At 26.4% G+C, this 26442-nt stretch carries 26 protein-coding genes; 13 read left to right on the forward strand and 13 right to left on the reverse strand.

Going from position 1 to position 26442, the window contains the following annotated elements; all coding sequences use genetic code 11:
- Positions 1-12 precede the first annotated feature (12 nt).
- Together BINT_RS02755 and purD are read left to right on the forward strand one after the other, a co-directional pair.
- Positions 13-909, forward strand: coding sequence for an Rpn family recombination-promoting nuclease/putative transposase (locus BINT_RS02755; RefSeq protein WP_014487029.1), 897 nt, complete (start codon positions 13-15; stop codon positions 907-909).
- Between the two features lie 47 nt (positions 910-956).
- Entirely contained in the window at positions 957-2210 is a 1254-nt protein-coding gene (gene purD, locus BINT_RS02760) for a phosphoribosylamine--glycine ligase (protein WP_014487030.1), read from the forward strand.
- Positions 2211-2299: 89 nt separating this feature from the next.
- Here the strand turns inward: purD and BINT_RS02765 are convergent, their stop codons facing one another.
- The 3 genes from BINT_RS02765 to BINT_RS02770 all read right to left on the reverse strand — a co-directional run bounded on the left by BINT_RS02765 (position 2300) and on the right by BINT_RS02770 (position 5024).
- Positions 2300-2998 carry a leucine-rich repeat domain-containing protein gene (locus BINT_RS02765; protein ID WP_014487031.1) on the reverse strand — a complete coding sequence of 233 codons (699 nt, stop codon included), beginning with the start codon at positions 2996-2998 and terminating at the stop codon, positions 2300-2302.
- A 5-nt stretch (positions 2999-3003) separates the two neighbouring features.
- Positions 3004-3255 carry a hypothetical protein gene (locus tag BINT_RS15035; protein ID WP_014487032.1) on the reverse strand — a complete coding sequence of 84 codons (252 nt, stop codon included), beginning with the start codon at positions 3253-3255 and terminating at the stop codon, positions 3004-3006.
- Positions 3256-3842: 587 nt separating this feature from the next.
- Positions 3843-5024 (reverse strand): cation:dicarboxylate symporter family transporter, encoded by a 1182-nt coding sequence (locus tag BINT_RS02770; protein ID WP_014487033.1) that lies wholly within the window; start codon positions 5022-5024, stop codon positions 3843-3845.
- Positions 5025-5288: 264 nt separating this feature from the next.
- On the opposite strand from BINT_RS02770, the gene ispF reads away from it, so the two are divergent.
- The 5 genes from ispF (at position 5289) to rsmG (ending at position 10201) form a co-directional block, all read left to right on the forward strand.
- Complete coding sequence (gene ispF / locus BINT_RS02775; RefSeq protein WP_014487034.1) at positions 5289-5765, forward strand: 2-C-methyl-D-erythritol 2,4-cyclodiphosphate synthase; 477 nt, start codon at positions 5289-5291, stop codon at positions 5763-5765.
- Between the two features lie 126 nt (positions 5766-5891).
- Positions 5892-6785 carry a squalene/phytoene synthase family protein gene (locus BINT_RS02780; RefSeq protein WP_014487035.1) on the forward strand — a complete coding sequence of 298 codons (894 nt, stop codon included), beginning with the start codon at positions 5892-5894 and terminating at the stop codon, positions 6783-6785.
- Positions 6786-6876: 91 nt separating this feature from the next.
- Complete coding sequence (locus BINT_RS02785; RefSeq protein WP_014487036.1) at positions 6877-8814, forward strand: tetratricopeptide repeat protein; 1938 nt, start codon at positions 6877-6879, stop codon at positions 8812-8814.
- Positions 8815-8858: 44 nt separating this feature from the next.
- Entirely contained in the window at positions 8859-9578 is a 720-nt protein-coding gene (locus BINT_RS02790) for a hypothetical protein (protein WP_014487037.1), read from the forward strand.
- Positions 9579-9580: 2 nt separating this feature from the next.
- Positions 9581-10201: a 16S rRNA (guanine(527)-N(7))-methyltransferase RsmG gene (rsmG, locus tag BINT_RS02795; RefSeq protein ID WP_014487038.1), complete on the forward strand. Its 621-nt coding sequence runs from the start codon at positions 9581-9583 to the stop codon at positions 10199-10201.
- A gap of 3 nt (positions 10202-10204) precedes the next feature.
- Here rsmG and BINT_RS02800 read toward each other — a convergent pair whose 3' ends face one another.
- The 7 genes from BINT_RS02800 to BINT_RS02830 form a co-directional block, all read right to left on the reverse strand.
- Positions 10205-11230, reverse strand: coding sequence for a lysylphosphatidylglycerol synthase transmembrane domain-containing protein (locus tag BINT_RS02800; protein WP_014487039.1), 1026 nt, complete (start codon positions 11228-11230; stop codon positions 10205-10207).
- 27 nt (positions 11231-11257) lie between these two features.
- Positions 11258-12775, reverse strand: coding sequence for a DUF5312 family protein (locus BINT_RS02805; RefSeq protein WP_014487040.1), 1518 nt, complete (start codon positions 12773-12775; stop codon positions 11258-11260).
- Between the two features lie 99 nt (positions 12776-12874).
- Positions 12875-13696: a tetratricopeptide repeat protein gene (locus BINT_RS02810; protein ID WP_014487041.1), complete on the reverse strand. Its 822-nt coding sequence runs from the start codon at positions 13694-13696 to the stop codon at positions 12875-12877.
- A 70-nt stretch (positions 13697-13766) separates the two neighbouring features.
- The gene (tgt, locus tag BINT_RS02815) at positions 13767-14885 is read right to left on the reverse strand and encodes a tRNA guanosine(34) transglycosylase Tgt (protein WP_014487042.1); all 1119 of its coding nucleotides are present in this window, start codon (positions 14883-14885) and stop codon (positions 13767-13769) included.
- A gap of 91 nt (positions 14886-14976) precedes the next feature.
- Positions 14977-16818 carry a methyl-accepting chemotaxis protein gene (locus tag BINT_RS02820; protein ID WP_041177202.1) on the reverse strand — a complete coding sequence of 614 codons (1842 nt, stop codon included), beginning with the start codon at positions 16816-16818 and terminating at the stop codon, positions 14977-14979.
- Positions 16819-17103: 285 nt separating this feature from the next.
- A complete protein-coding gene (locus BINT_RS02825; protein ID WP_041177203.1) occupies positions 17104-18951 on the reverse strand; it encodes a methyl-accepting chemotaxis protein in 1848 nt (615 codons plus the stop codon).
- Positions 18952-19057: 106 nt separating this feature from the next.
- On the reverse strand, positions 19058-19462 hold the full coding sequence (locus BINT_RS02830; protein WP_041177560.1) for a hypothetical protein: 405 nt from the start codon (positions 19460-19462) through the stop codon (positions 19058-19060).
- A gap of 216 nt (positions 19463-19678) precedes the next feature.
- On the opposite strand from BINT_RS02830, the gene BINT_RS02835 reads away from it, so the two are divergent.
- The 6 genes from BINT_RS02835 to BINT_RS02860 all read left to right on the forward strand — a co-directional run bounded on the left by BINT_RS02835 (position 19679) and on the right by BINT_RS02860 (position 24545).
- Positions 19679-21520 (forward strand): methyl-accepting chemotaxis protein, encoded by a 1842-nt coding sequence (locus BINT_RS02835; RefSeq protein WP_041177204.1) that lies wholly within the window; start codon positions 19679-19681, stop codon positions 21518-21520.
- 13 nt (positions 21521-21533) lie between these two features.
- Entirely contained in the window at positions 21534-22115 is a 582-nt protein-coding gene (locus BINT_RS02840; protein ID WP_014487047.1) for a tetratricopeptide repeat protein, read from the forward strand.
- A gap of 78 nt (positions 22116-22193) precedes the next feature.
- The gene (locus BINT_RS02845; RefSeq protein WP_014487048.1) at positions 22194-23048 is read left to right on the forward strand and encodes a DUF4349 domain-containing protein; all 855 of its coding nucleotides are present in this window, start codon (positions 22194-22196) and stop codon (positions 23046-23048) included.
- A 144-nt stretch (positions 23049-23192) separates the two neighbouring features.
- Positions 23193-23390: a hypothetical protein gene (locus tag BINT_RS02850; protein WP_014487049.1), complete on the forward strand. Its 198-nt coding sequence runs from the start codon at positions 23193-23195 to the stop codon at positions 23388-23390.
- Between the two features lie 48 nt (positions 23391-23438).
- Positions 23439-23957, forward strand: coding sequence for a periplasmic heavy metal sensor (locus BINT_RS02855; RefSeq protein WP_014487050.1), 519 nt, complete (start codon positions 23439-23441; stop codon positions 23955-23957).
- A gap of 120 nt (positions 23958-24077) precedes the next feature.
- Entirely contained in the window at positions 24078-24545 is a 468-nt protein-coding gene (locus BINT_RS02860) for a hypothetical protein (protein ID WP_014487051.1), read from the forward strand.
- A gap of 435 nt (positions 24546-24980) precedes the next feature.
- On the opposite strand, the gene BINT_RS02865 is transcribed toward BINT_RS02860, so the two are convergent.
- The 3 genes from BINT_RS02865 to BINT_RS14845 form a co-directional block, all read right to left on the reverse strand.
- Complete coding sequence (locus tag BINT_RS02865) at positions 24981-25559, reverse strand: hypothetical protein (RefSeq protein WP_014487052.1); 579 nt, start codon at positions 25557-25559, stop codon at positions 24981-24983.
- Positions 25560-25584: 25 nt separating this feature from the next.
- Positions 25585-26106, reverse strand: a complete 522-nt coding sequence (locus BINT_RS02870; protein WP_014487053.1) for an STM3941 family protein — start codon at positions 26104-26106, stop codon at positions 25585-25587.
- A 127-nt stretch (positions 26107-26233) separates the two neighbouring features.
- The gene (locus BINT_RS14845; protein WP_014487054.1) at positions 26234-26410 is read right to left on the reverse strand and encodes an FmdB family zinc ribbon protein; all 177 of its coding nucleotides are present in this window, start codon (positions 26408-26410) and stop codon (positions 26234-26236) included.
- Between the last annotated feature and the right edge of the window lie 32 nt (positions 26411-26442).

Raw genomic sequence — 26442 nt, forward strand, 5'->3', positions numbered from 1 at the left:
TATAATTTTCGCATGAGAAATATTAACAGAATGAATGATTATTTTGTACGCTATCTTTTGGGTTCTCTTGGAAATGAAGATATACTTGAAAATATAGTTAATTGCGTACTTAGAGATTCAGGCTTTCAAGAAGTACATAATTTAGAAATAATTAATCCTCATAATTTACCCGAAAACATTAATTTAAAAGAGTCAGTTCTTGATGTTAAAGCAATTACTAAAGACAATAGAAAAATCATTATAGAAATACAATTATCAGGCAATATAGATTTTGTTAAAAGAATATTTTATTATATATCAAAAAATATAGTGAGTGAACTTAATGAAAATGAATCTTATGATATTATTAGTCAGGTAATAAGTATTAATTTTGTTAACTTTAATATGGACTTTTATGATGAAGGTAAGGCACATAGATGTTTTAAATTAATAGATACTGAAAATCATTATGTATCATTGGATATGATGCAAATGCATATAATAGAAGTGCCAAGGTTTATAAAAATATTAAATATTTCAGATATAGATGATATTAAGAAAAATAAAATATTATCTTGGATAGAATTTTTTACAGTTAAAGATTTGGATAAAGTAAAAGATAAATTAAAGGAGGTAAATAGCATAATGTCAAAAGTGATAGATAAATATGAGAGATTTATATCAAGTGAAGAAGAGATGGAAGTTTATAATGCTAGAGATGCTTTTTTATATGGGCAAACTATAATGCTAAAAAAAGAGAGAGAAGAAGGTATAAAAGAAGGTATAGAACAAGGAATGGAAAAGGGTATAGAAAAGGGTGAAAAAAATAAAGCTTTAAGTATAGCTAAAAGTCTTAAAAAATCTGGTTTAGATATTAAGTTTATCAGTGATAATACAGGTTTAAGTATAGAGGAAATAGAAAAATTATAATAAAAATTATAGATACTAATTTTATATAAATTAAAAAGGAAAGAAATATGAAAATATTAGTTATAGGTTCAGGTGCCAGAGAGCATGCTATTTGTAATAATTTACTTAAGAATGAAAAAGTCTCAAAAGTTTATTGTGCTCCGGGAAATGCAGGCACAGCAAGAGAAAAAAATTGTGAAAATGTTAAAATTTCTACTATAGATGAGATTTTAAATTTTGCTAAAAAAGAAAGCATTGATTTAACCATTGTAGGAAGCGAAGAAATGCTTGTGTATGGAATAGTAGATAAGTTTGAAGAGAACGGACTTAAAATATTCGGACCAAATAAACAGGCCGCTATACTTGAAGGTTCTAAGGCTTATGCTAAAGATTTTATGAAGAAGTACGGAGTAAAAACTGCTGAATATGAATTATTCACTGATTATAATAAAGCTGATGAATATTTGAATAGATGCAGCTATCCTATAGTTATAAAGGCTAGCGGTCTTGCTTTGGGAAAAGGCGTTTTAATATGTCAGGATAAAGAAGAAGCTAAAAATGCATTAGAAGATATAATGGTAAAAAAGATTTTTAAAGATGCTGGAAATGAAGTTGTAATTGAAGAGTTTTTGGAAGGAGTTGAAGCTTCTATACTTTCTGTAACTGACAGCAATGTTATAATACCTTTTATATCTGCTAAGGATCATAAAAAAGTTGGTGATAATGATACTGGAAATAATACGGGCGGAATGGGAGTTATTTCTCCAAATCCTTATTATACAAAAGAAGCTGAAGAATTATTTATTAAAGATATATTAGAGCCTACACTAAAAGGAATAAAAGCTGAGAAAATGTCTTTTGCTGGTATTATATTTTTTGGACTTATGATCACTAAAAAAGGTGTATATTTACTTGAGTATAATGTTAGAATGGGAGACCCTGAAACTCAGGCAGTGCTTCAGCTATTAGAAACTGATTATTTATCTATAATAGAATCAGCTATGAAAAGAGAATTAGCAACTTTAAATATCAAATGGAAAAAGAAATATGCATGCTGTGTTGTAATGGCTTCCGGCGGTTATCCTGCTTCTTATAATAAAGGATATAAAATAGAAGGCATAGATAAAATAAACGGACAATGCTTCATTGCCGGTGCTAAATTAGATGAAAATAATAATATAATCACAGATGGCGGAAGAGTACTCAATGTTGTTAATATTGCTGACAGTTTAGAAGAAGCAAGAAAACTTACTTATGCCGACATTGAAAAAATAGATTTCAAAGATAAATACTATAGAAAAGATATAGGATTAATAAAATAAATATATTTCAAAATTTAATATAATGAATTTTATGATTTTGGGTTTGTATTAAGAAATATAATACTTAATATAAACCCAAAAATTTTATATTATTCCCTTATGATATTTACAGATACTCCAATACCTAAAGTATTTCTCCATTCTACATCTGATGCTGTGCTGCTTTTAGGTATATAGACATTTTTTAATGGAGAGTATGAAAATACACTTTGTCCTACTGTCATTGATTTTGGATCATCATTTAGAAATCTTATATTTTCAAAATTTTTACAGGAATAAAATGCATATTTTTCTATAGTTTTTACAGAAGCTGGTATAGTTATTGTATTAATAGATCCGCAGCTTTCAAACATACTATCAGGTATTGTCTCTAAATTATTTGGTAATTTTATATTTACTAAATTTTCGCAATCGCCAAAAGCACTTTTACCTATAGAAGTTACAGAATCAGGAATTTCAATACTTGAAAAGCCACATTGGTTTAATGCTGCTTCTCCTATTGTTTTTAATGAGTTAGGAAGTTTTAATGATTTTAGATTATAACATCCTATAAGTCCTCGGTTACCTATTGTTATCAAATTACTTGGAAGTGTTATTTCAGTTAATTCAGGACAATAAATGCTATATTCTCCTATTTCTGTTATAGTGTCAGGAAATGTTATTTTTACTATTGACTTATTTACAGCATTTGCCCCAAACAAATTATCTGGGATTTTATTGTTTGGGAAAATTACATTATCAAGAGATATTTCTATTTTTATATTTTTTAAAGAAATTTTTTCAAGCATTTGAGTTATTGAAGTCCAAATATCATATTTTTTGTTGATGTGCCTGTAAAAATTAATTTGTATTGCCCATTATGATCAGCGGCATATCTTTTTAATGCTTCTTCCATGTTTTGAGGATTAGCTTCATCTATTTTTAGAGCATATTCCAAGTCTGGTATAGTTTCAGTTGGTGTATCTGAAATTTTTTCTACTAATGTTATAGAATTTCTGCAAGATGATAATATTATTAAAAGTGCTGTGAGAATTATCTTTTTCATACTAAATATTATAACAATTATTTATTATAAATGTTAATAAAAAAATTATCTAATTTATAATTAAATTTTATTTTTCATAAATCAATTTTACTTTGTTATGCTATGTGTATTGAAAATTTAATAAACTTTCATTTATGTAAATAAAATTAAAATACTTATATTTTTTAAATTAGGTTTTTAGCTTTATTTTAAATCCCACCCTTTAGGCTTTTTAAACTCATCTGATATTTTTGTATTATATTTATTTTTTTGTTTTCATCTGTAATTACAGCACCCACCCAAAATTTTATTAAGATTTATAATATCTCAACCGCACGCAGAATAATACTATAAATATAAATGAATTAATAATAGCACTTAAACTATATAATAAGTTTTGTTTACCGTGCGTTAAAGAGATTGAAAATTTAATTTAAACTCGGGTGGGTTCTATATTTTCTGATTTAGTTTATAAGAAATGATCAGTTAAACTGCATATAAATTTAATAAGGAAAAAGGGTGGGCATATGTAATAAAAACTATAATAAAAAAGGATAGCCCTTTTAAAGAACTATCCTTTTTTATATTCTCATTTTAATTTAATAAAATCAAGCGGCATCTTTTTTTATTCTAGTTTGATAGAACCAATCAACAAATACAGCTATAGCATTATCACCAGATACATTAGCAGCAGTACCAAATGAGTCTTGAGTCAAATATAATGCTATCATCAAACCTTGTAATTCTTCTCCAGTTATTCCAATCATATAGAAGAAAGGCAAAGCACTCATAACAGCACCGCCAGGAGCACCAGGAGCTGCCACCATAGCTATTCCCAACATAAGTATGAAAGGAAGTATAGAACTGTAAGTAGGATTTTGTCCTAAAATTAATATAACAGCAGTAGAACAGCAAGTTAATGTAATCATAGAACCAGCTAAGTGTATAGTAGCACAAAGAGGTATTACAAATTTTCTAATCTGTTCAGATACTCCATTTTTTTCAGCAGCTATTAAACTAACAGGTATAGTTGCAGCACTGCTTTGAGTACCTACAGCAGTAAAGTATGGGGGAATCTGATTTTTAATAAGCATTAAAGGAGATTTCTTTGCTATTAATCCAGATATTATAAATAAAGCGGTAATATAAAGTATATGAAGAGTAATAACAACAGCAAATACTTTACCAAATATTATAAGTATATGCTGTATACTTCCGGCATAAGCTAAATTAGCAAATGTACCTAAAATATGTAAAGGAAGTATAGGGATTATTATATTTTTTAAAATTGCTTGTATAACTTCTTCGGAGTCTCTTACTATAGAAAATAATTCTTCACCTTGTTTTTTAGGTCTTAGCATTGTTATACCAATACCTAATATAAAAGCAAATACTACAGCAGATGTAACATCAAATAATGGTTTAAGAGGTATAGTAAAATAGCTGTCTAAGCCAGATTCAATTTTTACACTGCTTAAAGCGGCAGCACCTAAAAGAGTAGGGAAAAGATTAGAAGCTACTAAAAATGCTATACTTCCAGCTAATAAAGTAGAACCATAAGATATAGCAACTGTAATCCCTATTAATTTAGTTGCACCTTCTGTGAGATTTGCAATACCATAACCAATAAAAGCCACTATCATAAGAGGTATAATGAAATTTAAGAATAAACTGAATATGCTACTTATAGTTACAAAAATTCTCACCACAGGAGCAGGAAGAAACATACCAACTAATATACCCAGAATTATACCTATAATAATTCTTGGTAAGAGACCTATTTTTTTCATTTTCTTTCTCCATATATTTTATATTTTTCTATGTATAGTATTATATAAATTTTTTATGTTCATTCAACTAATATATGTAAATTTTAGTTCTTTTTATTTTATATATAAATATAGTATCTATTTTATTATACAAATCATACTTAATTATTTGTTTGAAATTTATATAATTAATGAATATGCATTGTAATTACACTATATAAAATAATTTGACAAATTAATCTATTTTAGTATAATTTAAACAGTATAATATAAGGATATTATTAAATGAGAATAGGCTACGGATACGATTCACATATATTTTCTGAGAATCGTAAATTGATATTGGCAGGAATAGAAATTCCTTATGAATTGGGGTTAAAAGGTCATTCAGATGCAGATGCTGTTATTCATGCTTTGATAGATTCTATATTAGGCGCATTGGCACTTGGAGATATAGGAAGTCATTTTCCTGATAATGATGAACAATATAAAGATATTTCTTCTATTGTATTATTGGAAAAAACAGTTTCGATTATGAAAGAAAAAAATTATGAAATATCTAATACTGATATTACAATTATATTAGAAAAACCAAAATTAAGAAAATATATAGACACTATGAGAGAAAATCTATCCAAAATTCTTAAAACTGATATAGAAAATGTTTCGATAAAAGCTAAAACTAATGAAAAAATGGATTCTATAGGCAGAGGAGAAGGCATAGCAGTTCATTGTGTATCTTTACTAAAAAAAATAAAATAAAACTTAGGAAAAATATATGGCAACAAAAATTAATACGAAATATTTACTAGATTTAGTTTCAAGAAGCTTTGCTTTGACTATACCATTATTAGATAAGAATAAAAAAATAAAGTTGAAGTTCAGTATTTGCTTGCTAGAATAATAGATACAATAGAAGATTCTACTCATAGTGCGGAAGATAAAGAAACATTAATAACTGCTTTTATAAATATATTAAAAACAGAAAATATTGATAATTTAGAAAATTTTAAAAATGTAGTTATAGCACATTCCATAAATGAAAATGATAGAGTATTAATAGAAAATATAGATATTGTGTTAAAATCTTTTTTTACTTTTAAACAGGAGATAAAAAATATATCTATTTCATATTTAAGGGAAATGGGTTATGGTATGGTTTATTATCAGGATCATACCATATCAACATTTGAAGATTTAGATGATTATTGTTATTATGTTGCCGGTACTGTAGGACTTTATCTTACTGAGCTTTCAAAAATATTGGATAATATGGAATTGGATAGAGAGAAAGCTAAAAGTTTGGGAAGATTTTTGCAGAAAGTTAATATTATTAAAGATGCTAAATTAGATTATGAAGAGAAAAGAGTTTTTTGGCCTATAAGTTTATTTGAAAATGAGAATCCTGCTCCATATTTTGAAGATGGTGCTTATATGGATAAATCTATGGAAATATTAGTTAAGATGGTAGAATCAGCTATGGCTGAGTTTAGGAATTCTATAGAATATATTATGGCAATAGATAAAAAAGCATCTGGTTATAGGCGTTTTTGTTTGGTGGCTGTTCTTATGGGGTATGAAAGTATAAAACTTATGAAGAGCAATTATAATATATTTATGGGTGAGACTGTAAAAATTCCTAGAAAAAATACTTTAGAGATAGTTGCAAAAGCGAAAGCTGATTATTATACTAATAAGAGATTGGAAGATCTATTAGAAAAAGTATTTACAACAGAATCAGTACAAAGTGAATCCGAAATCCCTGCAAATAATAATGAATAAATAAAGTATTATATTTAAAATTAAAGTCTTGTGTTTTGTATTGATATATATTAAAATTATGTAAACTTTAAATTACGGAGCAGTATTTAGTATGTTTATCAGAAAAATTTGTATTGTATTAGCAATTTTAATATTTAGTGCATTTAATTTATTTTCGCAGTCAAATAAAGAAGATGAAAATGTATTTAAAGATTCTCAATATATAAAAAGTGAAGAAGAGGCAAAAGCTGCATATAGTTTGGCTTTATATTACAAAGAGCGTGCTTTGGCAAGTAAAACTTTAACAGAACAAACTGTTAAAGATTTGGAAAGTGCTAAAGTAATACTTCAGGAAATTGTTAAATATGTACAAAATAAAGAGATATATATAACATTAGCTGAAACTCATGAGGCTTTAGGAGAATATTATGAGAGCTCTAGAATTTATGATAATTTAGTTTTTGATTCTCCTGAAGATATTGATATATTATTTAAAGCTGCTGAAAGAAATATATTTATTATGAATAATGTTGATAAGGCTAGATATTATTTAGAATATGCTTATGAAATAGATAATTCTAATAATGATGTTCTAATATTATTAGGTTATACTTATTATCAAAAAAGAGAACTTGAGAAAGCTGTATATTATTTTTCTAAAGTAGATGAAACTAAAAAACCAAGTAATAATAACAATTATTTAAGTTATTATAATTTTTATTATGGTATGAGTGAGTTTTATTTAAGCAGATTTTCCAGTGCTATAGGCAGATTCAATAAACTTCAAAATGTTCAATTATCACCAGCCGATAAATATACTGCTTCCTATGGTATAGTAAAGAGTTATCAGGCTTTAGAAAAATATAATGAAGCTTATTCTAATAGTATGGATATAGAAGATGGATTATTTTTGAGTGCATATTTAAGTTTTATGTCTGATAAATATGATGACGGTTTATTTGAAGAAATAGACCCAGCAAATCCTAATACTCCTAAGATATTATCTATTATTTCAGAAGCAGAAAGTTCAGGATATAGTAATGCCCTTAATATTATCGAAACTGATTTAGACAGAAGGGAAATAGATTTAGATATTATACAGGCATATTATAAAATGATTTATGAAGTAGGCAGTAAAGAAAATAAAATGAATTCTGAAATGGATATAATATCATTTTATTTAATGATAAAAAATATAGATGCTTTACCTAAGCATATAGATAATTTAGTTAGCTATGATAATAGCGGAAAATTTAATAATTTATATTTACAGGCTGCTTTAGAGTTTAAAAATCAAAATAATTTTCAATCATCAAAAGAGATGTTAAATAAATATTTATCTTTGGATAATAAAAATATAAAAGAAAATGAATTAGTATCTTTAGTATTGACAGCAAGCGATATAGGAGAAAGCGAACTTGCTATAAGTGCTATTGAAAAATATGAAAAAGAAAAATATTCTTACAGCTATTTAAAAGCTTATGCAGCATTAATGAATAATGATGAAGTTAATGCCAATAAATATTTAGATGAAGACTTTGAATATTTCAGCAATAATAAATCAAATACTAATGATTATAGAATAAATATTCCTTATGTAACATCATTAGCATTAGATAATACAAATTCGGCATTACTATATGCTAATTATAAATATTCTCAGGATACAAGTTCTGCAGAAAATATGAACAGTTTATCTTGGGCATTGGTTTCATTAGGCAGTGATTTGGATAAAGCTATAAAACTTTCTCAAAGTGCTGTTCAGTTAGAGCCTAATTCTCCTCATTATATAGACACTTTAGGTTTTGCTTATTATAAGAAAGGTGATTATGATAATGCTTTGAAAAACTTATTAAAAGCTGCTTTATATGTAGATGATGATTCTAAAGCTGAGATATATGCTCATATAGCTGATACTTATTATGCTAAGAATGATTATAAAAATGCTCTTAAATATTATAGAAAATCAATATCTTCATATAAAAAAGAATTCGATTATGATGAAAATAGAATAAAAGACAGAATAGAAAGTTTAACAGAGAAAGAATAAATAGGTTTTATATTCTATATCTATTTTTAAGAGGTTTATAAATAATGATGAAAAAGAATATTATAATATTTATTATATTTTTATTAATTTCTAGTTTAGTATTTGGTCAAAATGAAAAGGAAGTGATGAAAGAGGCTTTTACTAGGTTTTCAAAATCTCCTTTTACAAGCATATATTCATCAGGTGGAGCTTTTTACAGCGGTGATGATTTAGATCAAATGCCTATGCTAGTTAATTATTATAAAAATAGTAATAATAAATATATGAATGTTGTTGATGGACTTTTAGGAAGTCTTATATTTGATGCTAAGGTTAATAATAATAGTCTTACATTAGATTTGCCTGAAGCAGAAGCCCCTTTAAAAAGAAATTTCGATGAATTCGCATTGGAAGCTCCTATTATGCGTTTCCCTAAAGTTTATGCGGATATACTTGATTATAAATTTATAGATTTGTCTAAAAAAATAGTAAGCAGTAATATAACTTTAGGAAAGAATTGGCATACATTAGAAATAGGCTATAATGATAGGGTAGATACTATAGTTTTCTCAGCATCTACCTACAGAGTAAGAAGTTTTTCTACTGCTTTTATGGATAATGTTGTCAATGTGGAATTAGGTTCTTATACAACTGTTAATAATATACCTTATCCTAAAGAGTTTATAATGAAAAGTAAAGTTGATAAGAGAGAACTTCGTTATAATGTTACAAATGTATCAGCTGGAGATAAAGCTAAACAAGATGCTAAAAAATTAGGCTGGTAATTATGGATTTTGATTTACTATTAGACAATATCAGAAGTAGTATAAAAATTAATGAAAATCAAAAACAAAAACTTATAGAGTATGCTTCTCTAGTAATAGATTATAATAAAAATGTTAATATTACAGGAGCAAAAACTATAGAAGATTTCTTTAATGATCATATTGCTGATTGTCTTCTTGCTTTAGATATATTTGCTGATTATGATAATATAATAGATATAGGTTCAGGTTCAGGACTTCCTTCTATACCGCTTGCTATTGTGTTTAATGATAAGAAATTTACTTTATGCGAATCTAAAAATAAAAAGGCTGAGTTTTTAAGATTAGCTAAAGATAAATTAGAATTAAATAACATAGAAGTAAAATGTATAAATGCTTATGAGATAAAAGAAAAGTATGATACTATTACATCAAGAGCTTTTTCAGATATAGCAACACTTTTAAAAATATTTAATAAATTAAAAACAAAAAAATCAAAATTAGTTTTGTATAAAGGCAAGAAAGAAAAAATAGAAGAAGAATTAAAAGAAGCCAATATACAAAAAAATAAATATAATATAGAAATAAAGAAACTTGAATCAAGAGATAAAGAACGTCATATGGTTATAATATCAAGTTTATGATATTTATGCATTATTTTGTTCTTTAGATTCTGTTTGATTATTATCACATTTAGTAGCTGTCTTTAAATCTACGCCTAACATAAATAAGAATATGAATCCTATTATTACTATAGGTACGATTCCCATCATATGGTATACAAGAGCATAAGGAAATGCTACAGTTTTTTCTATTCCTATAAGAGAAAGTCCAAATACAATTGCCCATTCAAAAGGTCCTATTCCTGATGGGGCAGAAGGTACAGCAAAACCAAATCCTCCTACAGCAAACATAAATAATGCTATTATAGGACTAGCTTTAATATTAAATGCTGTCATTAAAAAGCTTATTGTAAGTATTTGTCCTATAAGATATAAAGCTGTATAGAAGAATATTAAAAATATATGCTTAGGATCATTTTTAAATCCTATTCCATCTATAAAATTGCATGAAAACTCGATTAGTTTATCTCCGATATTTTTAGGGAGTATTCCAAAAATTTTATGAAAAACTTTATGTGCAAATTCTCTCTGCCACACTAAAAATATTAATACCAAAAATCCAACTATTGATAAAACAAATAAAGCAATAGCAGCATAAGTAACTTTTTCAGGTAAATTAGGTATAAATACTACAGATATAGTTAATATAATACCTCCTGTTATAACATCGAAAAGTCTTTCTGTAACTACAGAGGCAATTAATGCAGATTTGCTTACATTTTCTTTCATTCCTAATATATAAGCTCTTGCTACCTCTCCAAGTTTAGCAGGAAGTATATTGTTTCCCATATATCCTATATAGGTCGCCATTACCACAGTTCTTTTTTTTATAGGCTTTTTTAAAGGAATAAAACATTCCCATCTCAAACCTCTTAATGCTATAATAACCACACTCAATACAAGAGAAATAATAAAATATGGAATATTTATATTTTTTACTATCTCTATAGATTCTTTTATATCTATTCCTCTGAAAGCAAAATATAAACAAATAACACTTATAATAATTCCTATAACTACCTGTATGATGGTTTTAGTATTTTTATTCATTATTAAATTTTCCAATTAAAAAATATTTTATCTTACGAAGTTTTTCATAAGAGCAATAAAGTTATCAAAATCATCAAGCATTTTTTTAGCTATATCAAGATTGAATTTAGGTAAATACTGCACTTTATTGGCATTAGTAATTTCTACTTTGGTATTATTTCTGCAGTCTTCAACAATATTTTTTACTATAGTAGTTAAATCTATTACTGAATTATAAACGCTTAGAACTATTTTATTTCCTTCAGTATCAATTTTATTTACCATAGTTTCTATTAAATCTTTATTGGCATTTGCTTTATTTTTTGATATTATCCAAGTTTTAAGACGCTTGAAGTTTTCAGATTCAGGACTTAGCATAGTATCAAACTTTTGTATCATTTCTCTTGAATCATTTAAAATATAGAAAGCATCTAATCCTAGAGAATTTCTATCTTTGCTTACAAATTCAGCACCCAAAAACATATCATTAAGCGGATCTTTGTAATTTATATCGAACATTTCTATAATAAATGTTTTTATATACTGAAGTGGCTCTACGCATGTAAATATAGGGCAATCAAATTTTTCAAGCTGTTCATTTTTCTCTTCATTTACATTAGACATTTTCAATATTTCTATGCCATTAAATATCTTATTTCTCATTCCAGCAATTTTACTGCTTTTGATTTCAGCAACAATACTGTCCATATCCTTTTTCAAATTATTTGTGAAATCAGTTATGTAATTTACAAATATATTAACATTAGAAGGGTTTATACTGCATTTATATGTAAAATCTTTAAGTAAATAAACTATAATATCATGCATTACATCAGGAGTTTGAAGATATTTAACTCTTGCTAAGAATGATTTAATATTTTTTTCAGGTATAGCAGGCATTCCTAAATATTGCTGAAAAACCTTTAAAGCAGATAATAATTCTTTCCTTATTACTATAGAATTTACAGCATAATCCAATTTTACTAAATCATCAACTATCTGCATATTTGAGCTAGGTTTAAATTGAGGATTAGAATTATAAGCTGCTTCTACAAATGAAGGGCAAAAAGCTCTCAAAAATAGGAAGAAATCAAAATTAGATAATTGGGCGAAATCTTTAAGTAAATTAAAAGTTAAATTTATTTCTTTTCCGCTTTCTCCGCTTATAAATTTTTTAAATTTTACAAAATTATTTTTTACTTCATTAAATACAGCATTAGGGTTTTTACCGCTTTGTATTTGAGACATCATATAATCTCTGTTTAAAGTAGCATATAATTCTTTCATTTCATCACTGAAAGATACTTCTATCAAATAATATGAAAATTGTTTTCCATCTTTTACTATAAATTCTTCTTTTAATGGATTGAGTAGAGGACCTACTACTTTATACATCTCAAATATAAACTTTGCACATGTAACTGTCAATGATTTAGTTTTTAAATCTACAAAATTATATTTTTGTTTGGATATTCTATCAGAATACTCCTCCATACGCATTTTTTCTACTAGTTCAGGAGTTCTTATGTTAAATAAATTGTATTTTATATAATCGAAAAAATTCACAGTTGCAATACCCCATTCATTTACTATATTTTAGTTACTTATAATATACTAATTTGACTAATATTGAAAGTTTTTTATTTATTTTTTTATATAAAAATATTATTCTTTAATAGCCTCCAAAGCCTTTCTAGCTTCTTCATAATTCTCATTAATTTTTAAAGCATGTTCAAAATTTTCAATTGCTAATTTTTTATTTCCTGTTGAAGCATATATAGAACCTATAGTATAGTATATTACCTTATCATTATTATTTACTTCCAATGCCTTTTCTAAATATCTTATAGCCATTTTATTACTATTTTTTTTATTATAGCATGAAGATATATTGCATAATACATAAGGATTTTTACTTTCATAATTAGCATTTACTTCATGAAAAAGAGAAAGAGCCTTATCATAATCTTCATTATGATGATATATACAGCCTAATAGGTTAATTATATCATTTGTAGGCTTTGCATTATAAGCTAAATTTGCATATTCAAAAGATATATCATATTCCTTCCAAGCATAAGATTGAAAAGCAATATATGAACATCTTTTATAATCTTTAGACTTTATTTTCATATTTTTTGATAATTCCAATGCTTTTTCTAAATATTCTCTTCTATTGTCTTTATCCATTGAAGATAAATATTCATATATAAAAACATTTTCTTTACCATTTTCTAAAAGTTTTTTAAAATAATTAATAGCTGTAGTATGTTTATTTCTTTTCATATTGATAAATCCCATCATATATAATGATTCGGGATGATTATGCATTTTAAGTAAAATAGCAGTATAATAGTTTTCTGCATCTGAAATTCTATTTTCTTTAATTGCTATTCTAGCCAATATAGCTAAAGCATGAGGATCATTTGGTTTTTTAGATAAAATATCATTATATTTAGCTAATTGCTTATCATATTTACCTGCCATAAATAAACTCGCTTAATTATTTTGTGTTATATAATACAACTTTTTGTAAAATATGTAAACTAATAAATTTTTAATAAAATTTATTCATCATATCCTTTCTATAATCGGAAAATACATCATTTTCAATAGAATTTCTTAAATCTTTCATAAATCTTTGCATAAATCTTACATTATGTATAGTCATAAGTATAGAAAATAGTATTTCATGTGTTTTATCCAAATGATTAAGATATGCTTTAGAGAAATTCTTACAAGTATAACAATCACAGCCCTCTTCAAGCACTTCATCATCCATTCTATATTTGGAATTTCTTATCCTCACAACTCCATTCATAGTAAATGCCTCTCCATTTCTAGCATTTCTAGTAGGCATAACGCAGTCAAACATATCTATACCTTCCATAACACCATTAAGTATATCTCTAGGCTCGCTGACACCCATTAAATAACGTGGTTTTTGCTTGTTAGTGTATAGCATAACTTTAGAAAGTACTTCATGCATTTGTTCAGGAGTTTCACCTACAGAAAGTCCTCCTATAGAATAGAAAGGAAAATCCATATTCACTAGAGTTTCAGCACTTTCTTTTCTTAAATCATCGAACATTCCGCCCTGTATGATGCCCCCTAAATACTGATATTCACTGTTTGGAGTACTGTCATGATATTCTTTGCATTCTTTAGCCCATTTATGTGTTCTAAACATTGCTTCTTTTACATATTCATAAGAAGCATCATGTTTAGAACATTCATCAAGACACATTATAAAGTCTGCCCCTATAATATGCTCAGCTTCCATTACACTTCTAGGGGTAAAAAAGTATTTAGAACCATCTATATGAGAACTGAATTCCACTCCGTCATCATTGATTTTTCTTAATTTTGCCAAAGAAAATACCTGAAAACCGCCGGAATCTGTAAGCATAGCTCCTTTCCAGCCCATAAATTTTTTAACTCCGCCGAATTTTTTTAATACTTCAAGTCCAGGTTTTAATACTAAATGATATGTATTTGCTAGTATTATTTTACTTTCAGTTTCTTCTATCATAAGTGGTGTTAAAGCTTTTACTGTTGCTTTTGTACCCACAGGCATAAAAACAGGTGTATCTATTTCTATTCCATTAATATTTATTTTTCCAAGTCTTGCTGCAGTTTGACTACTGTTTTTTAATACATTAAATGTAAATGACATATTATACCTTATATAAAAATATTTAATGCTATTTTATACGAAAATCAATAAATATCAAATGTATAAATATATAGTTTTCAAATATTAAGCATTATTTTACAGGAAGCTTGAATAAATGTACAGTTTCCATAAGCTTTTCTGATTGATTAAACAATGTTTTAGCTGAAGATGCTGCATCTTCTACTAAAGAAGCATTCTTCTGTGTGTCAGAATCCATTTGAGAAATGGCTATTTTTACTTGATCTACACCATTCTGCTGTTCTACTGCATTTTGACTTATATCTTTCATAATTTTTGAAGCTTTATTGATTTTATTTTGCACATCTACAAATATTTTTTGAGATTCTCTTGCTGTTCCTGTTGCTTTATCTATTTTATCAGATACGTTTTCAATTAACTCTGTTATGCTTTTTACTGAAGTTTGTGTAGTTTGAGCCAGATTTCTTACCTCGCTTGCAACTACAGAGAAACCTTTTCCCTGTTCTCCTGCACGTGCAGCCTCTACGGAAGCATTAAGGGCGAGTATATTAGTTTGAAATGCTATATCTTCAATGATTTTTGTAATATCTTTTATTTTATCGCTTGCTTCATTTACTTCTTCTATATTGGAAGTAGTTTCTAATATTATATTTCCTGCATTTTCTATAGAATATTTTGCATCCAATATCATTTTATTTCCATTTATAGAATTATCCGCAGAATCTTTTATAGTAGCTGTTATTTCATTCATAGATGCTGAAGTTTCTTCTATACTTGCTGCTTGGCTTTCTGTTCTATTTGATAAATTATTATTTTGTTCGGATAAACCTTTAGCAACTGTACTGATATTGTTTGCTGAAACTTCTACTTCTTTTATAGTATCAACTAGTTTATTTCTCATATATGTAAATGCATTGGATAATTCTCCTAACTCATCTTCACGATTTATGCTTTCTTTTGTGTTTCTCAAATCTCCGCTTGCTATTTCTTTTGCTGAATTTACTAATATGTCTAATGGTTTTGTTATAGATTTTATGAATAGGAATATGAATGCTGATAATATCAATATAGCTGCTGATGATATTGATATTATTATAATTAGAAGTATTTGATTTTGTTCATAAATTTCTTTTTCAGTTACTGATATTCCAAGTACCCAAGGTAAAGTTTTTAATGTAATTACAGATGATACTCTTTTTTCATTTTCCCAAACATAATGGAAAACGCCTTTTCCTAAATCGAATCCGCCTTTTAATTCGGAAGGTGCTGAAATATTTATATATTGAGTTTTACTATGTATCTTACAAATTAAATTATTATCTATCATAAACATATTGCCAGTTTTTCCAACAACTAAAGGCTCTACATGCTGTATATTGAATTTTGCCCAGTCGAAAATAATATAAAGATGTCCTATTAATTGATTATTATCATCAAACACTTTTTCAATTAAAGTTAAAGACCAATTATCTGTTATAGAAGATTTTGTTATTTCTTCTGAGAAGATAGTATTTTTCTCAGAATTTAATTTATCTTTTAAATCAGCATTGAAATCAAAAATACTTTTACCTATATAATTTTCATCAGTTGAATCTAATGTTATATTACCATCAATATCAGTTAATCCTATATTAATAGCATATTTATTTATTGACTGTATTTTTTTTAGTCTATTATAAGCTGCTTCTTTTTCTACTTCACTGCTATTTTTTAGATAATCCATCAATTCTTTATTTGATCCGTAAGTTTCTGCTATAATTATTTGTTCATCAAACCATGTATCTATTAGAGAAGCATATCCGAAAACAATATTATTATATCCGTCTAATGCTGTTTTTTTAAGACTTTCTGAAGCTTTTATATCAGTTATTACAATTAATGCCACTATAAATACTACTACTACAGAAATGATTGTTAGGGGTATTTTCACCTTCAAGCTTTTGAGTTTGTTCATAAAATATTAACCTCATAATTTTTATTTGTATAGTTATATAACTATACAAATAATATTGAATAATAAACTATATTATAATTTTATGTAAAAATATGTTAAAACAAGTAAAGATATTGTAATGTTTAGGATTTTATTATATAGTATTATACATGTTATACATATATTGTGATTTTTTATTTCAATATATATTTTATTTGGATAATATTTTTATTTTAATATGTTTAAAATAAAAATACCCCATACCCTAAATAAAAGTATGAGGTATTTTTATAATCTATCATTTATTTATTTAGTTCCATCAGGAAGTTTGAATAAATGTATAGCATCCATTAATTCTTTAGACTGAGCAAATAATAATTCAGCAGATGCAGTAGCTTCTTCTACTAATGCAGCATTTTTCTGAGTTGTAGAATCCATTTCTGCTATTGCTATTTTTACCTGATCTATACCATTTTGCTGTTCAACTGCACTGTTGCTTATTCCTTGCATAATTTTAGAAGCATCATCTATTTTATTTTGTATCTCTATAAATATTTCCTGAGATTCTCTTGCTGTTCCTGTAGCTTTATCTATTTTTTCATAAACATTTTCAATCAAATCTGTAATGCTTTTTACTGAAGTTTGTGTAGTTTGAGCTAAGTTTCTTACTTCAGCAGCAACAACAGCAAAACCTTTACCTTGTTCTCCGGCACGTGCAGCTTCTACTGAAGCATTAAGAGCAAGTATATTAGTTTGGAATGCTATATCTTCAATTATTTTTGTTATGTCTTTAATTTTACTGCTTGCATCATGAACTTCTTCTATATTGGAAGTTGTTTCAGATATTATATTTCCTGCATTTTCTACAGAAGATTTAGAATCTAATATCATTTTACTTCCATTAATAGAATGTTCAGCAGAATCTCTTATTGTAGAAGATATTTCTGTCATAGATGCAGATGTTTCTTCTATGCTTGCTGCCTGACTTTCTGTTCTATGAGCTAAATCTGTATTTTGTTCAGATAATTCTTTTGCGGCCATTGTAATATTATTTGCTGATTCTTCAACAGTGATAATAGTATCTACTAATTTTTTTCTCATAGCGACAAATGCATCTGATAATTCTCCAAGTTCATCTTTTCTTTTAATTTTTTGTTTTGTAGTTCTTAAATCTCCGTCTGCTATTTCTTTAGCAACACCTACTAATAGATGTAATGGTTTTGTTATAGACATTATAAACATTGATATAAATACAGCTATTATAATTATAGCTATAACAGATATTATTATCATCATAAGCATAAGCATTCTATTAGCTTCATATATTTCTGCTTCTGTTACAGATATACCCAATACCCAAGGCTGTGATTTTAATGTCATAACTGATGAAACTCTGCTTTCACCATTGAAATCATAACTTAATATTCCTTTTCCCAAGTTGAAAGCATCTTTAAATTGAGTAGGAGCAGGTTGATTTATATTTTCTGTTTTACTATGTATTTTTATTATTAAATTTTTATCAATAGCAAACATACTTCCTGTTTTACCTATTACAAGAGGTTCTATATGATTTTTATTTAAAGTAGACCAATCAAGTATTACATATAAGTATCCAATAATCTGATCATTATTATCTTTTACTTTTTCTAATAGTATTAAAGACCATCCTCCAGTTGTAAGAGAATGAGTAATATTTTCTCCAAATACTCCTTTTGTATTATTATTTATTTTGTTTTTTAAATCTGGATGTATATTAAAAATATTTTGATTCACTAGATCCGGATTATCTGAATCTATTAATACTGTTCCATTAGAATCTGATAAACCTATATTGATAGCATATTCATTTAATGATCTGAATTTTTTTAAATTATTTAAAGCTAAAATTTGCAAATCTTCAGTTCTTAACTGTAAATATCTTATTAATTCTTCAGAAGTTCCATATATGCTTGCTATAGCCAATTGATCATCAAACCATGTATCTATAAGTGATGCAAAGCCCATAACAGTATTATTATATCCAGTATATGTAGCATTTTTTATTGCATATGATGCTTTTATTTCCGTTATTACGATTAATGCTACAATAAAGAAAGTAACCATAGAAATAATTATAAGAGGCATCTTCACTCTTAAGCTTTGAAGTTTTTTCATGACTTATGTTCTCCAGATTCAAAAAATTATTTTATTTAAACTATACTTATTAATTATACCTAATTTTAAAAAAAAGTGTTATATTTTTTTTACATATACTTGTAATCTAATTTACATTAGTGTACAAATTTTTTATATATTCATAAGGCAGCATTACATTTTTATCGGTATAATAAAAATTTCCTATAGAAGCAGCTTCAGATGAATATATAGTTAAATTATTAATCATATTTTTATTAGTTGAATATATATCTATTATATATCCTATTTTTGATTTATTAATTTTTAATATTGATTTATTTAACGATATACTATTCAGGCTTTTTATTATAAAATTTATATCATTAGTATTTGTTACTATTATTGCATTTCCATTATAAGTTATATCTATTTTTGATACACTTTCAGGATAACATTTTATTCCGTTAATAGGTGATTTGTACCATAATATAATAATTATGACTATAAATAGAGGGGTAAAACTTAATAATGTTTTTAATTTTTTCTTCATATTTTTCATAAGGCTATAATAATATTTATTAATTGTAAATGCCTGATTAAATAAATTTATTAATTAAATGATTATAAAATATAAGTACTAATTAAAAATAAAATAAATTTTTTATTAATTGAATTTTTTATACAAAAAACGATAAATTTAGTTAGTAAATTTTCTAATAAGTGTTAAATTATTCTTATAAAAATTAAATTTTAGAGGGGCTAAACTATGAAAAAGACTAGTTCTATAAGATTTAAGATGCCATTAACTATAAGCATTATAACAACAATACTTTTGGTAATAACAATAATAATATTATCATATAAATCTTATTTAGGTATAACAAAGTCCACATATGCTGGATATAATAATACTATAGAAGGTTATAAATCTATGTTGGATACCTGGTTTGAAGAAAACAATACCTTAATAAGAACATATTCTATTACACCTTCTATTATTAATTATTTGTCTGGAACTCAAACTCCTGAAGAAGCTGTGGCATTAATAGATACATTTAAGCAATTTGAAGCTATAAATAAATATTCTTTAGATATAGGCGTAACCGATGGAAACGGTGTTACTTTACAAAATACAAAAAGTATTAATTTGGGAAGAAATATAAAAGATTTAAGACCTGGTATTTGGGATAATTTTGTAAAAAATAATTATGATGTTGCCTATGATACAAAAGTAATAAAATCTACTATAAGTGATAATATGACTTTAGCAATCATTGCAGGAGTTAAAACTAATAATGTATTAATTGGTGCTGTGTATATGATTCTCAATTGGGATGCTTTGGGAGAAAAATTAGGCGAATTGCAGCTTCCGGAAACAGGAAGATTATTTGCAATTGATTATCAAAGAAATATTTCTCTTGACACTAGAAAGCAAATAAATACATCAGCTAATCAAAGTTATGATAATGTAATAAAAGATAATAAAGATAGTGGTATATTGAAATATATATCTGATACAAATGGAGAAAAGAGAACAGCAATTTATACAAGAATGAATACTATGCCTTGGATATTATCTATGGCAACAGATGATAATGTTATATATGCTGAAAATATAAGTATGGTTAGAATAGCTATAATAGTTTGTATATTATCTATAATATTTGTTAATTTATTTTCAGTTTCATACATTACAAAAACTATGAGTCCTTTAAGTGTTTTGATGAAAAAGGCAAATAAAATATCTGAGGGAAATATAGAGCTTAAATCATCTGCTAATTATAGAAAAGATGAATTTGGAGAATTAGAGAAAGCATTTAATATTATGAGTCAGAAATTGGCTGAGGTTGTAAGCAATGTTAATGATGCATCAAATGAAATAGTTTTAGCTTCTCAGAGAATGATGGAAAGCAGTGTTGAACTTTCAAGCAGAACTGACTCTCAAGCCTCTAGTTTGGAAGAAACAGCTTCAAGTTTGGAGGAAATAGTTTCTACTATTAAAGCATCTGCTGATAATTCTGTATCCGGTAAAAATATGATGTCAGAATCTATGACACATATTGAAGGAGCTGCTAATATAATAGCACAAACTGTTTCTAATATAGAAGAAGTACATCAGGCTAGTGATAAGATTAAAGATATTACAAAGATTATTGAAGATATAGCATTCCAAACTAATATACTTGCTCTTAATGCTTCGGTAGAGGCTGCTCGTGCTGGTACTCAAGGTAAAGGTTTTGCGGTTGTAGCAAGCGAGGTTAGGAATTTGGCACAAACCACTCAGACATCTGTTAAAGATATTACTGCCCTTGTTGATAATACTGCTGAAAAAATAGATACTGCTACAAATACCGCAAGAGAATCTCAAGAAATATTTATTCAATTGCAGGATAAAGTATCCGGTACTTCTGATTTAATGCAGAGTATAACTTCTACATCATTAGAACAAGAGGCAGGAGTTTCTCAAATAAGTATTGCTATAAATAGTATAGAAAGTGCCACTACTCAAAATGCTGCTTTGGCTGAGGAATCAAGCGAATTATCTAAGAGATTATTTGATAAAGCTAAGTTTTTAGAAGAAAGTATAAAATTCTTCAATATTTCATAATGGTTTATATTTAATGAATGATAATTTAATTGATATAAAGAATTTAGCTAAACAGAAATTTAATCTTTCACTTTATAAAGATGTTGTAGATATAATAAATAATTTTCTTAATGATTTTAGAAACTGTTCTGATAGCGAAATATATTACATAAGAGGGCTTGCCAATCAAGAATTAAAGCTTTATGAAAATGCTATAGATGATTATGACAAAGCCATTAAATTAAATTCTAATGATGAGAAAATGTATTATTTAAGGGCATTATCTAAATTTCAATTAGGTTTATTTGAAGAGGCTATAAGAGATTATAATAAGTTTATAGAATTTAATCCCAACTATGTATGGGCTTATAATGACAGGGGGAATGCTAAATATAATTTGGGTTTATATTATGATGCTATAGAAGATTATAATAAAGCTATTGAATTAAAGCCTGATAATGAACTTGCTTATCATAATATGGCTAATGCCAAGTATAATATAGGGCTTTATGAAGAGGCTATAAAAGATTATAATAAAGTTTTGGAATTGAATCCTAATGCTAATATAGTATACTGTGATAAAAATAATTTAAAAGATATAAATAACGATCAATAAATATATGAAATACGGCTTGAAAAAATAATTTGTTATAATATCATTATTATATTAAATTATTTTTTTGGGGGTAATTATATGAAAAAATTTATATTTATAATCTTTACATTTTTATTATTTTTATCTTGCGGTAAAGGCGGATCTTCCGAACAAAATGTTAATTTCTTAGCTACAACTTCAGGGGTATCTGCTCCGCCTCCTGCTCCTCAAGCTAGAATGGAAGAAGAAAGTACCGTATCAGACTATGCAGATTCAAATGGTGCAGCCGTAGAAAGAAAATTAATAGTTTCAGTCGATATAAGAGTAAATTCAAAAGATGTAGAAAAAAGCTATAAATCCATAGAAGAGAAATTAAAAGAATATAATGGATATTTTGATAATGTTGAATCTTCTAAAAATAGATATTATCTTAATATAAGAATACCTAAAGAAAATCTTTATGGATTTATAGATTTCATAGAACAAAATGAAAAAGTTGAAAATAAAAATATAAATACTCAGGACGTTACAGAAACTTATTATGATACAGAAAATAGGATAAAAAATAGGGAAGTACTTTTAGAAAAATTAAGAAACTATTTAAGAGAAGCTAAAAATATTGATGAAATATTAAAAGTAGAAGATAGAATCAATAATTTAACTTATGAAATAGAAAGCATGAAAGGAAATTTAAAGAATCTTCAGTCATCAGTTGATTATTCAAGAGTAACTTTAAATATATCAAATCCTGAAGCAATAAAAAGTAATACAAATATATATAATAAATATTTGAATTTAATTTCATTCTTGAAAGAATTTTTCTCAGGTATATTATTCTTTTTGGTAGGTTTTACAGCTGTTGCCGTTCCTGTTGTGCTAATATTGGCATTATTCTACTATATATGCTTTGGAAAAATAGGATTAATAAAGAAATTATATAAAAAAATCAAGTAAATTACATATACATACCCTTAGTATATAAAAAAATTCAATTTTTTTAATAAATTTATATTTTTTCGGGAACTTTTTATTTTTATCATCGTCTAATAAGGCATAAGAAAACAAAATGATAAAAAATAAAAAAACAGGAGAAAATATATGAGAAAAGGTATTATAATTTTTATTTCAGCATTAATAATGATTTTTGCTTCAGTGTCTTTATTTGGTCAGTACGGCAGGGGATACGGTGACGGCAGAGGTTATGGAAATGGAAGAAATAGAGGAAACTCTTGCGGTTATAATAACAATTATTACAACAGGGGCAATAATAACGGATGTTATTACTACTACAATTAATTAGCATAATAATTTAAAAAAATATATAAATTAAAAGGAGAAAACATTATGAAAAACAAAATAAGTAAAAAAGCAGTAATATTAATTTCAATAGCAATTATGGTTTTAGGTTCAGTATCATTATTCGCTCAATATGGCAGAGGTTACGGAAGAGGATATGGATACGGTGATGGTTATGGAAGAGGATACGGTAGAGGTTATGGATATGGTGATGGCAGAGGATGCGGATATGGCAGAGGTTACGGAAGAGGCGGATGCGGATATGGCAGAGGCTATGGATACGGTAATGGTTATGGAAGAGGTTACGGATATTATGGTGCTGCACTTACTCAAGAGCAAATTGATCAAGTAAGAAGCATACAAGATAAATATTTCCCTCAAATGGATAGCCTAAGAATGGAAATATATAATCAAACACAAAAATTAGATGCTGAAATGAGAAAAGAAACTCCAGATCAAAATGCAGTTAATGCTGCAATAGATGCTAGAAGTAAAGCTTCAGCAGACTTACAAAAATTGAGAAGTCAGTGCTTTTTAGAAATAGACAAAGTATACCAAAATAAATAATTTTTTAATCGCTCAACTTTATACCCCGCATGATATTTATTATGCGGGGCTTATTTTTTGATATTGCTTTATTGTATAATAGTTATATAATAATCATATAAAATAATTAGGAGGGTATATATGAAAATATTTTTAATATTTTTAGTTGCCGCAAGCTTAGCTTTTTCACAATATCGTTATTCTCCGACTCCTAGGGTTGGGAATGTAAAACCTTTTATCCCGTCAACAGCAAAGAATGCTATACCTGTTTATCCTTATAAAAATGATTTATCAACACCAAGATTCTCAAATCCGGGATATACTAAAACCTATTACAGGAATGGAAGATTTTACAAGTTCGGAAGCGGTTATATGAGCTATTGGGACAGACAGAAATTAAGAGATATAGACGGCAGATATTCTCCTAGATACAGAATGCTTGAAAATCAGATGAGAGTAAATAATTCTACTATTAAATCTCAAATGCATCAGAGAAATCCTAATAATAACGCTATAAATAGTGCTGTTAATGATAATTTTAGAATAGAAATGGAAATGCAGATGATTAGAACTTTAAGAGAGCTTGATATAAACAGAAATTTTAAATAATTTAATCAGAAGTTTTTAAAAGGTGCATTGATTATTTCTTTTATATTTTCAATGCACATTTTTTATATACTAAAAATTTTTAACTTTGTCAATTTTTTATTGTTCTTTTTCCCGCCGCATACGCTCTGCGGACTTCGTCAAAGAACCTTATATCCTCAATAAACTTGGATACGCTTCGCGAAAGTGCAAGTATAAAATTAGTACTAAATAATACTAAAATCGTCTTACATGTAAAATAATTTATTACATTTAAGTTCAAATATAGCCTTTCGCCGTAGGCGGGCTTCGTATGTGTCAATACTTAACAGTACTTCCTTCGGTCGCAAAAGAAGTGGGGTGTTACCCTACGGGTACGCTTCGCGGTGGGCAAAGCCCCAGATATAAAAACAAAAATATAAATTTATTTTTGACAAAATATAGTTGTTTAGGTATATATCAATAATAATCCCTATAATATTTTTTATAATCATCTTCTTGATTATTATCATCATCTTCTATATTTCTATAATTATCATCAAAGAATTTAAACATGCTGTTTATAAATTTATTGCTTATATCTAAATCACCCAAATATATGTATAATGGATCTTCTGATACTATTCTTCCTTTGAATTTCCTGAAATAATAAGTTTGAGGATCTTTCAAATATATAAATAAGTAGCTTCCTATTATATCCAAGTCTTTTATCTCTTTCCAAAGAACATAAATATAACTTTTCACAAGTAAATTATTATAATATATTCCCTTATCATCTAATATAAAACTTGCTTTTTTAAAGATTACGCTTCTTATTAGAATGATAGAAAGTATAATAACTCCAAACATAAAAAAAGATACTACAAATATAATAGCAGCTTTCATATCCTCATCAGGATTTTGTGTAAATAGTACATCTATCAAAAGTATGGCGATAATTAATCCTATCATCATTACCGCGAAGAATCTTATATTATTTATATAAATTTTAATAGAAAATTTATTATCTGAATGTAATTTATTATTTTCATTATTCATAATTAAATATCTCCTTTATAATTTTTTATTTTTTATTTTCAAAGTAATGTGTTATGAGATATATTAAAGTATTTCTTTTCATATTTATTTCTGATATATATATGACAATAGGTTCATCATTATTTTTTTTATTTTCTAATAAACTATTTTCTTCTTTCAAATAAATATATATAAATGTTTTTGAAAAAAGTATTTCTCTAATATCTGTCCATTTAATAAATATATTTTGATTTTTTAATAAAACATAATAAGCTATGCCGTTTTCATCTAATGTGATTATAGGTTTTCTAGATTTTAACCATTGCATGATAAAAGTTAAAATACATATACTAAAAAATATTAATATAAAAATACTTATAATTTCTTCTTTAAACTCTTTTCTATTGATAAATATAAATATACCCATTAAAATAAAAATTAAAGATACGAATATGAGTATGGATAATTTTTTTTTATTGACATATATTTCAATTTCAGGGAAAGAGTCATCATCATTGATTAGTGTTTCATTATTATTTAATTCTTTATTATTTAGTTCTTCATTCATAAAATAATACCGCCTATAATTGATTTATATATCAAATATTATAATAATTCAATAGGCAATTATTATTTGTAATATGAATATTAAGATTAAAAATATAAAAAATTAATAAATTTTGATATTGTTTATATTATATTGCTTTTACAATATCATCAATATTTCTTGTTCTTGAGCTTTTGCAATATGGACATTTCTGTTTATTAAGTTTTATTATAAGTAAATTTATAGTATGTTTTTTTCTTCTTACAGTGAATCTTCTTTTGCATTTTTTGCATTGATAAAAATAAGGCGGTTCATCTAAACGCATGTAAAATATCCTATTTGTTAGTTATAAATTAT

The organism is Brachyspira intermedia PWS/A (assembly GCF_000223215.1).
Lineage (GTDB): Bacteria > Spirochaetota > Brachyspiria > Brachyspirales > Brachyspiraceae > Brachyspira > Brachyspira intermedia.

Bases quoted from the DNA above. Each gene is read 5' to 3' on its own strand.
- BINT_RS02755 (WP_014487029.1), top strand. From the start codon at position 13: ATGAGAAATATTAACAGAATGAATGATTATTTTGTACGCTATCTTTTG.
- purD (WP_014487030.1), top strand. From the start codon at position 957: ATGAAAATATTAGTTATAGGTTCAGGTGCCAGAGAGCATGCTATTTGT.
- BINT_RS02765 (WP_014487031.1), bottom strand. From the start codon at position 2,998: ATGCTTGAAAAAATTTCTTTAAAAAATATAAAAATAGAAATATCTCTT.
- BINT_RS15035 (WP_014487032.1), bottom strand. From the start codon at position 3,255: ATGAAAAAGATAATTCTCACAGCACTTTTAATAATATTATCATCTTGC.
- BINT_RS02770 (WP_014487033.1), bottom strand. From the start codon at position 5,024: ATGAAAAAAATAGGTCTCTTACCAAGAATTATTATAGGTATAATTCTG.
- ispF (WP_014487034.1), top strand. From the start codon at position 5,289: ATGAGAATAGGCTACGGATACGATTCACATATATTTTCTGAGAATCGT.
- BINT_RS02785 (WP_014487036.1), top strand. From the start codon at position 6,877: ATGTTTATCAGAAAAATTTGTATTGTATTAGCAATTTTAATATTTAGT.
- BINT_RS02790 (WP_014487037.1), top strand. From the start codon at position 8,859: ATGATGAAAAAGAATATTATAATATTTATTATATTTTTATTAATTTCT.
- rsmG (WP_014487038.1), top strand. From the start codon at position 9,581: ATGGATTTTGATTTACTATTAGACAATATCAGAAGTAGTATAAAAATT.
- BINT_RS02800 (WP_014487039.1), bottom strand. From the start codon at position 11,230: ATGAATAAAAATACTAAAACCATCATACAGGTAGTTATAGGAATTATT.
- BINT_RS02810 (WP_014487041.1), bottom strand. From the start codon at position 13,696: ATGGCAGGTAAATATGATAAGCAATTAGCTAAATATAATGATATTTTA.
- tgt (WP_014487042.1), bottom strand. From the start codon at position 14,885: ATGTCATTTACATTTAATGTATTAAAAAACAGTAGTCAAACTGCAGCA.
- BINT_RS02820 (WP_041177202.1), bottom strand. From the start codon at position 16,818: ATGAACAAACTCAAAAGCTTGAAGGTGAAAATACCCCTAACAATCATT.
- BINT_RS02825 (WP_041177203.1), bottom strand. From the start codon at position 18,951: ATGAAAAAACTTCAAAGCTTAAGAGTGAAGATGCCTCTTATAATTATT.
- BINT_RS02830 (WP_041177560.1), bottom strand. From the start codon at position 19,462: ATGAAGAAAAAATTAAAAACATTATTAAGTTTTACCCCTCTATTTATA.
- BINT_RS02835 (WP_041177204.1), top strand. From the start codon at position 19,679: ATGAAAAAGACTAGTTCTATAAGATTTAAGATGCCATTAACTATAAGC.
- BINT_RS02840 (WP_014487047.1), top strand. From the start codon at position 21,534: ATGAATGATAATTTAATTGATATAAAGAATTTAGCTAAACAGAAATTT.
- BINT_RS02845 (WP_014487048.1), top strand. From the start codon at position 22,194: ATGAAAAAATTTATATTTATAATCTTTACATTTTTATTATTTTTATCT.
- BINT_RS02850 (WP_014487049.1), top strand. From the start codon at position 23,193: ATGAGAAAAGGTATTATAATTTTTATTTCAGCATTAATAATGATTTTT.
- BINT_RS02855 (WP_014487050.1), top strand. From the start codon at position 23,439: ATGAAAAACAAAATAAGTAAAAAAGCAGTAATATTAATTTCAATAGCA.
- BINT_RS02860 (WP_014487051.1), top strand. From the start codon at position 24,078: ATGAAAATATTTTTAATATTTTTAGTTGCCGCAAGCTTAGCTTTTTCA.
- BINT_RS02865 (WP_014487052.1), bottom strand. From the start codon at position 25,559: ATGAATAATGAAAATAATAAATTACATTCAGATAATAAATTTTCTATT.
- BINT_RS02870 (WP_014487053.1), bottom strand. From the start codon at position 26,106: ATGAATGAAGAACTAAATAATAAAGAATTAAATAATAATGAAACACTA.
- BINT_RS14845 (WP_014487054.1), bottom strand. From the start codon at position 26,410: ATGCGTTTAGATGAACCGCCTTATTTTTATCAATGCAAAAAATGCAAA.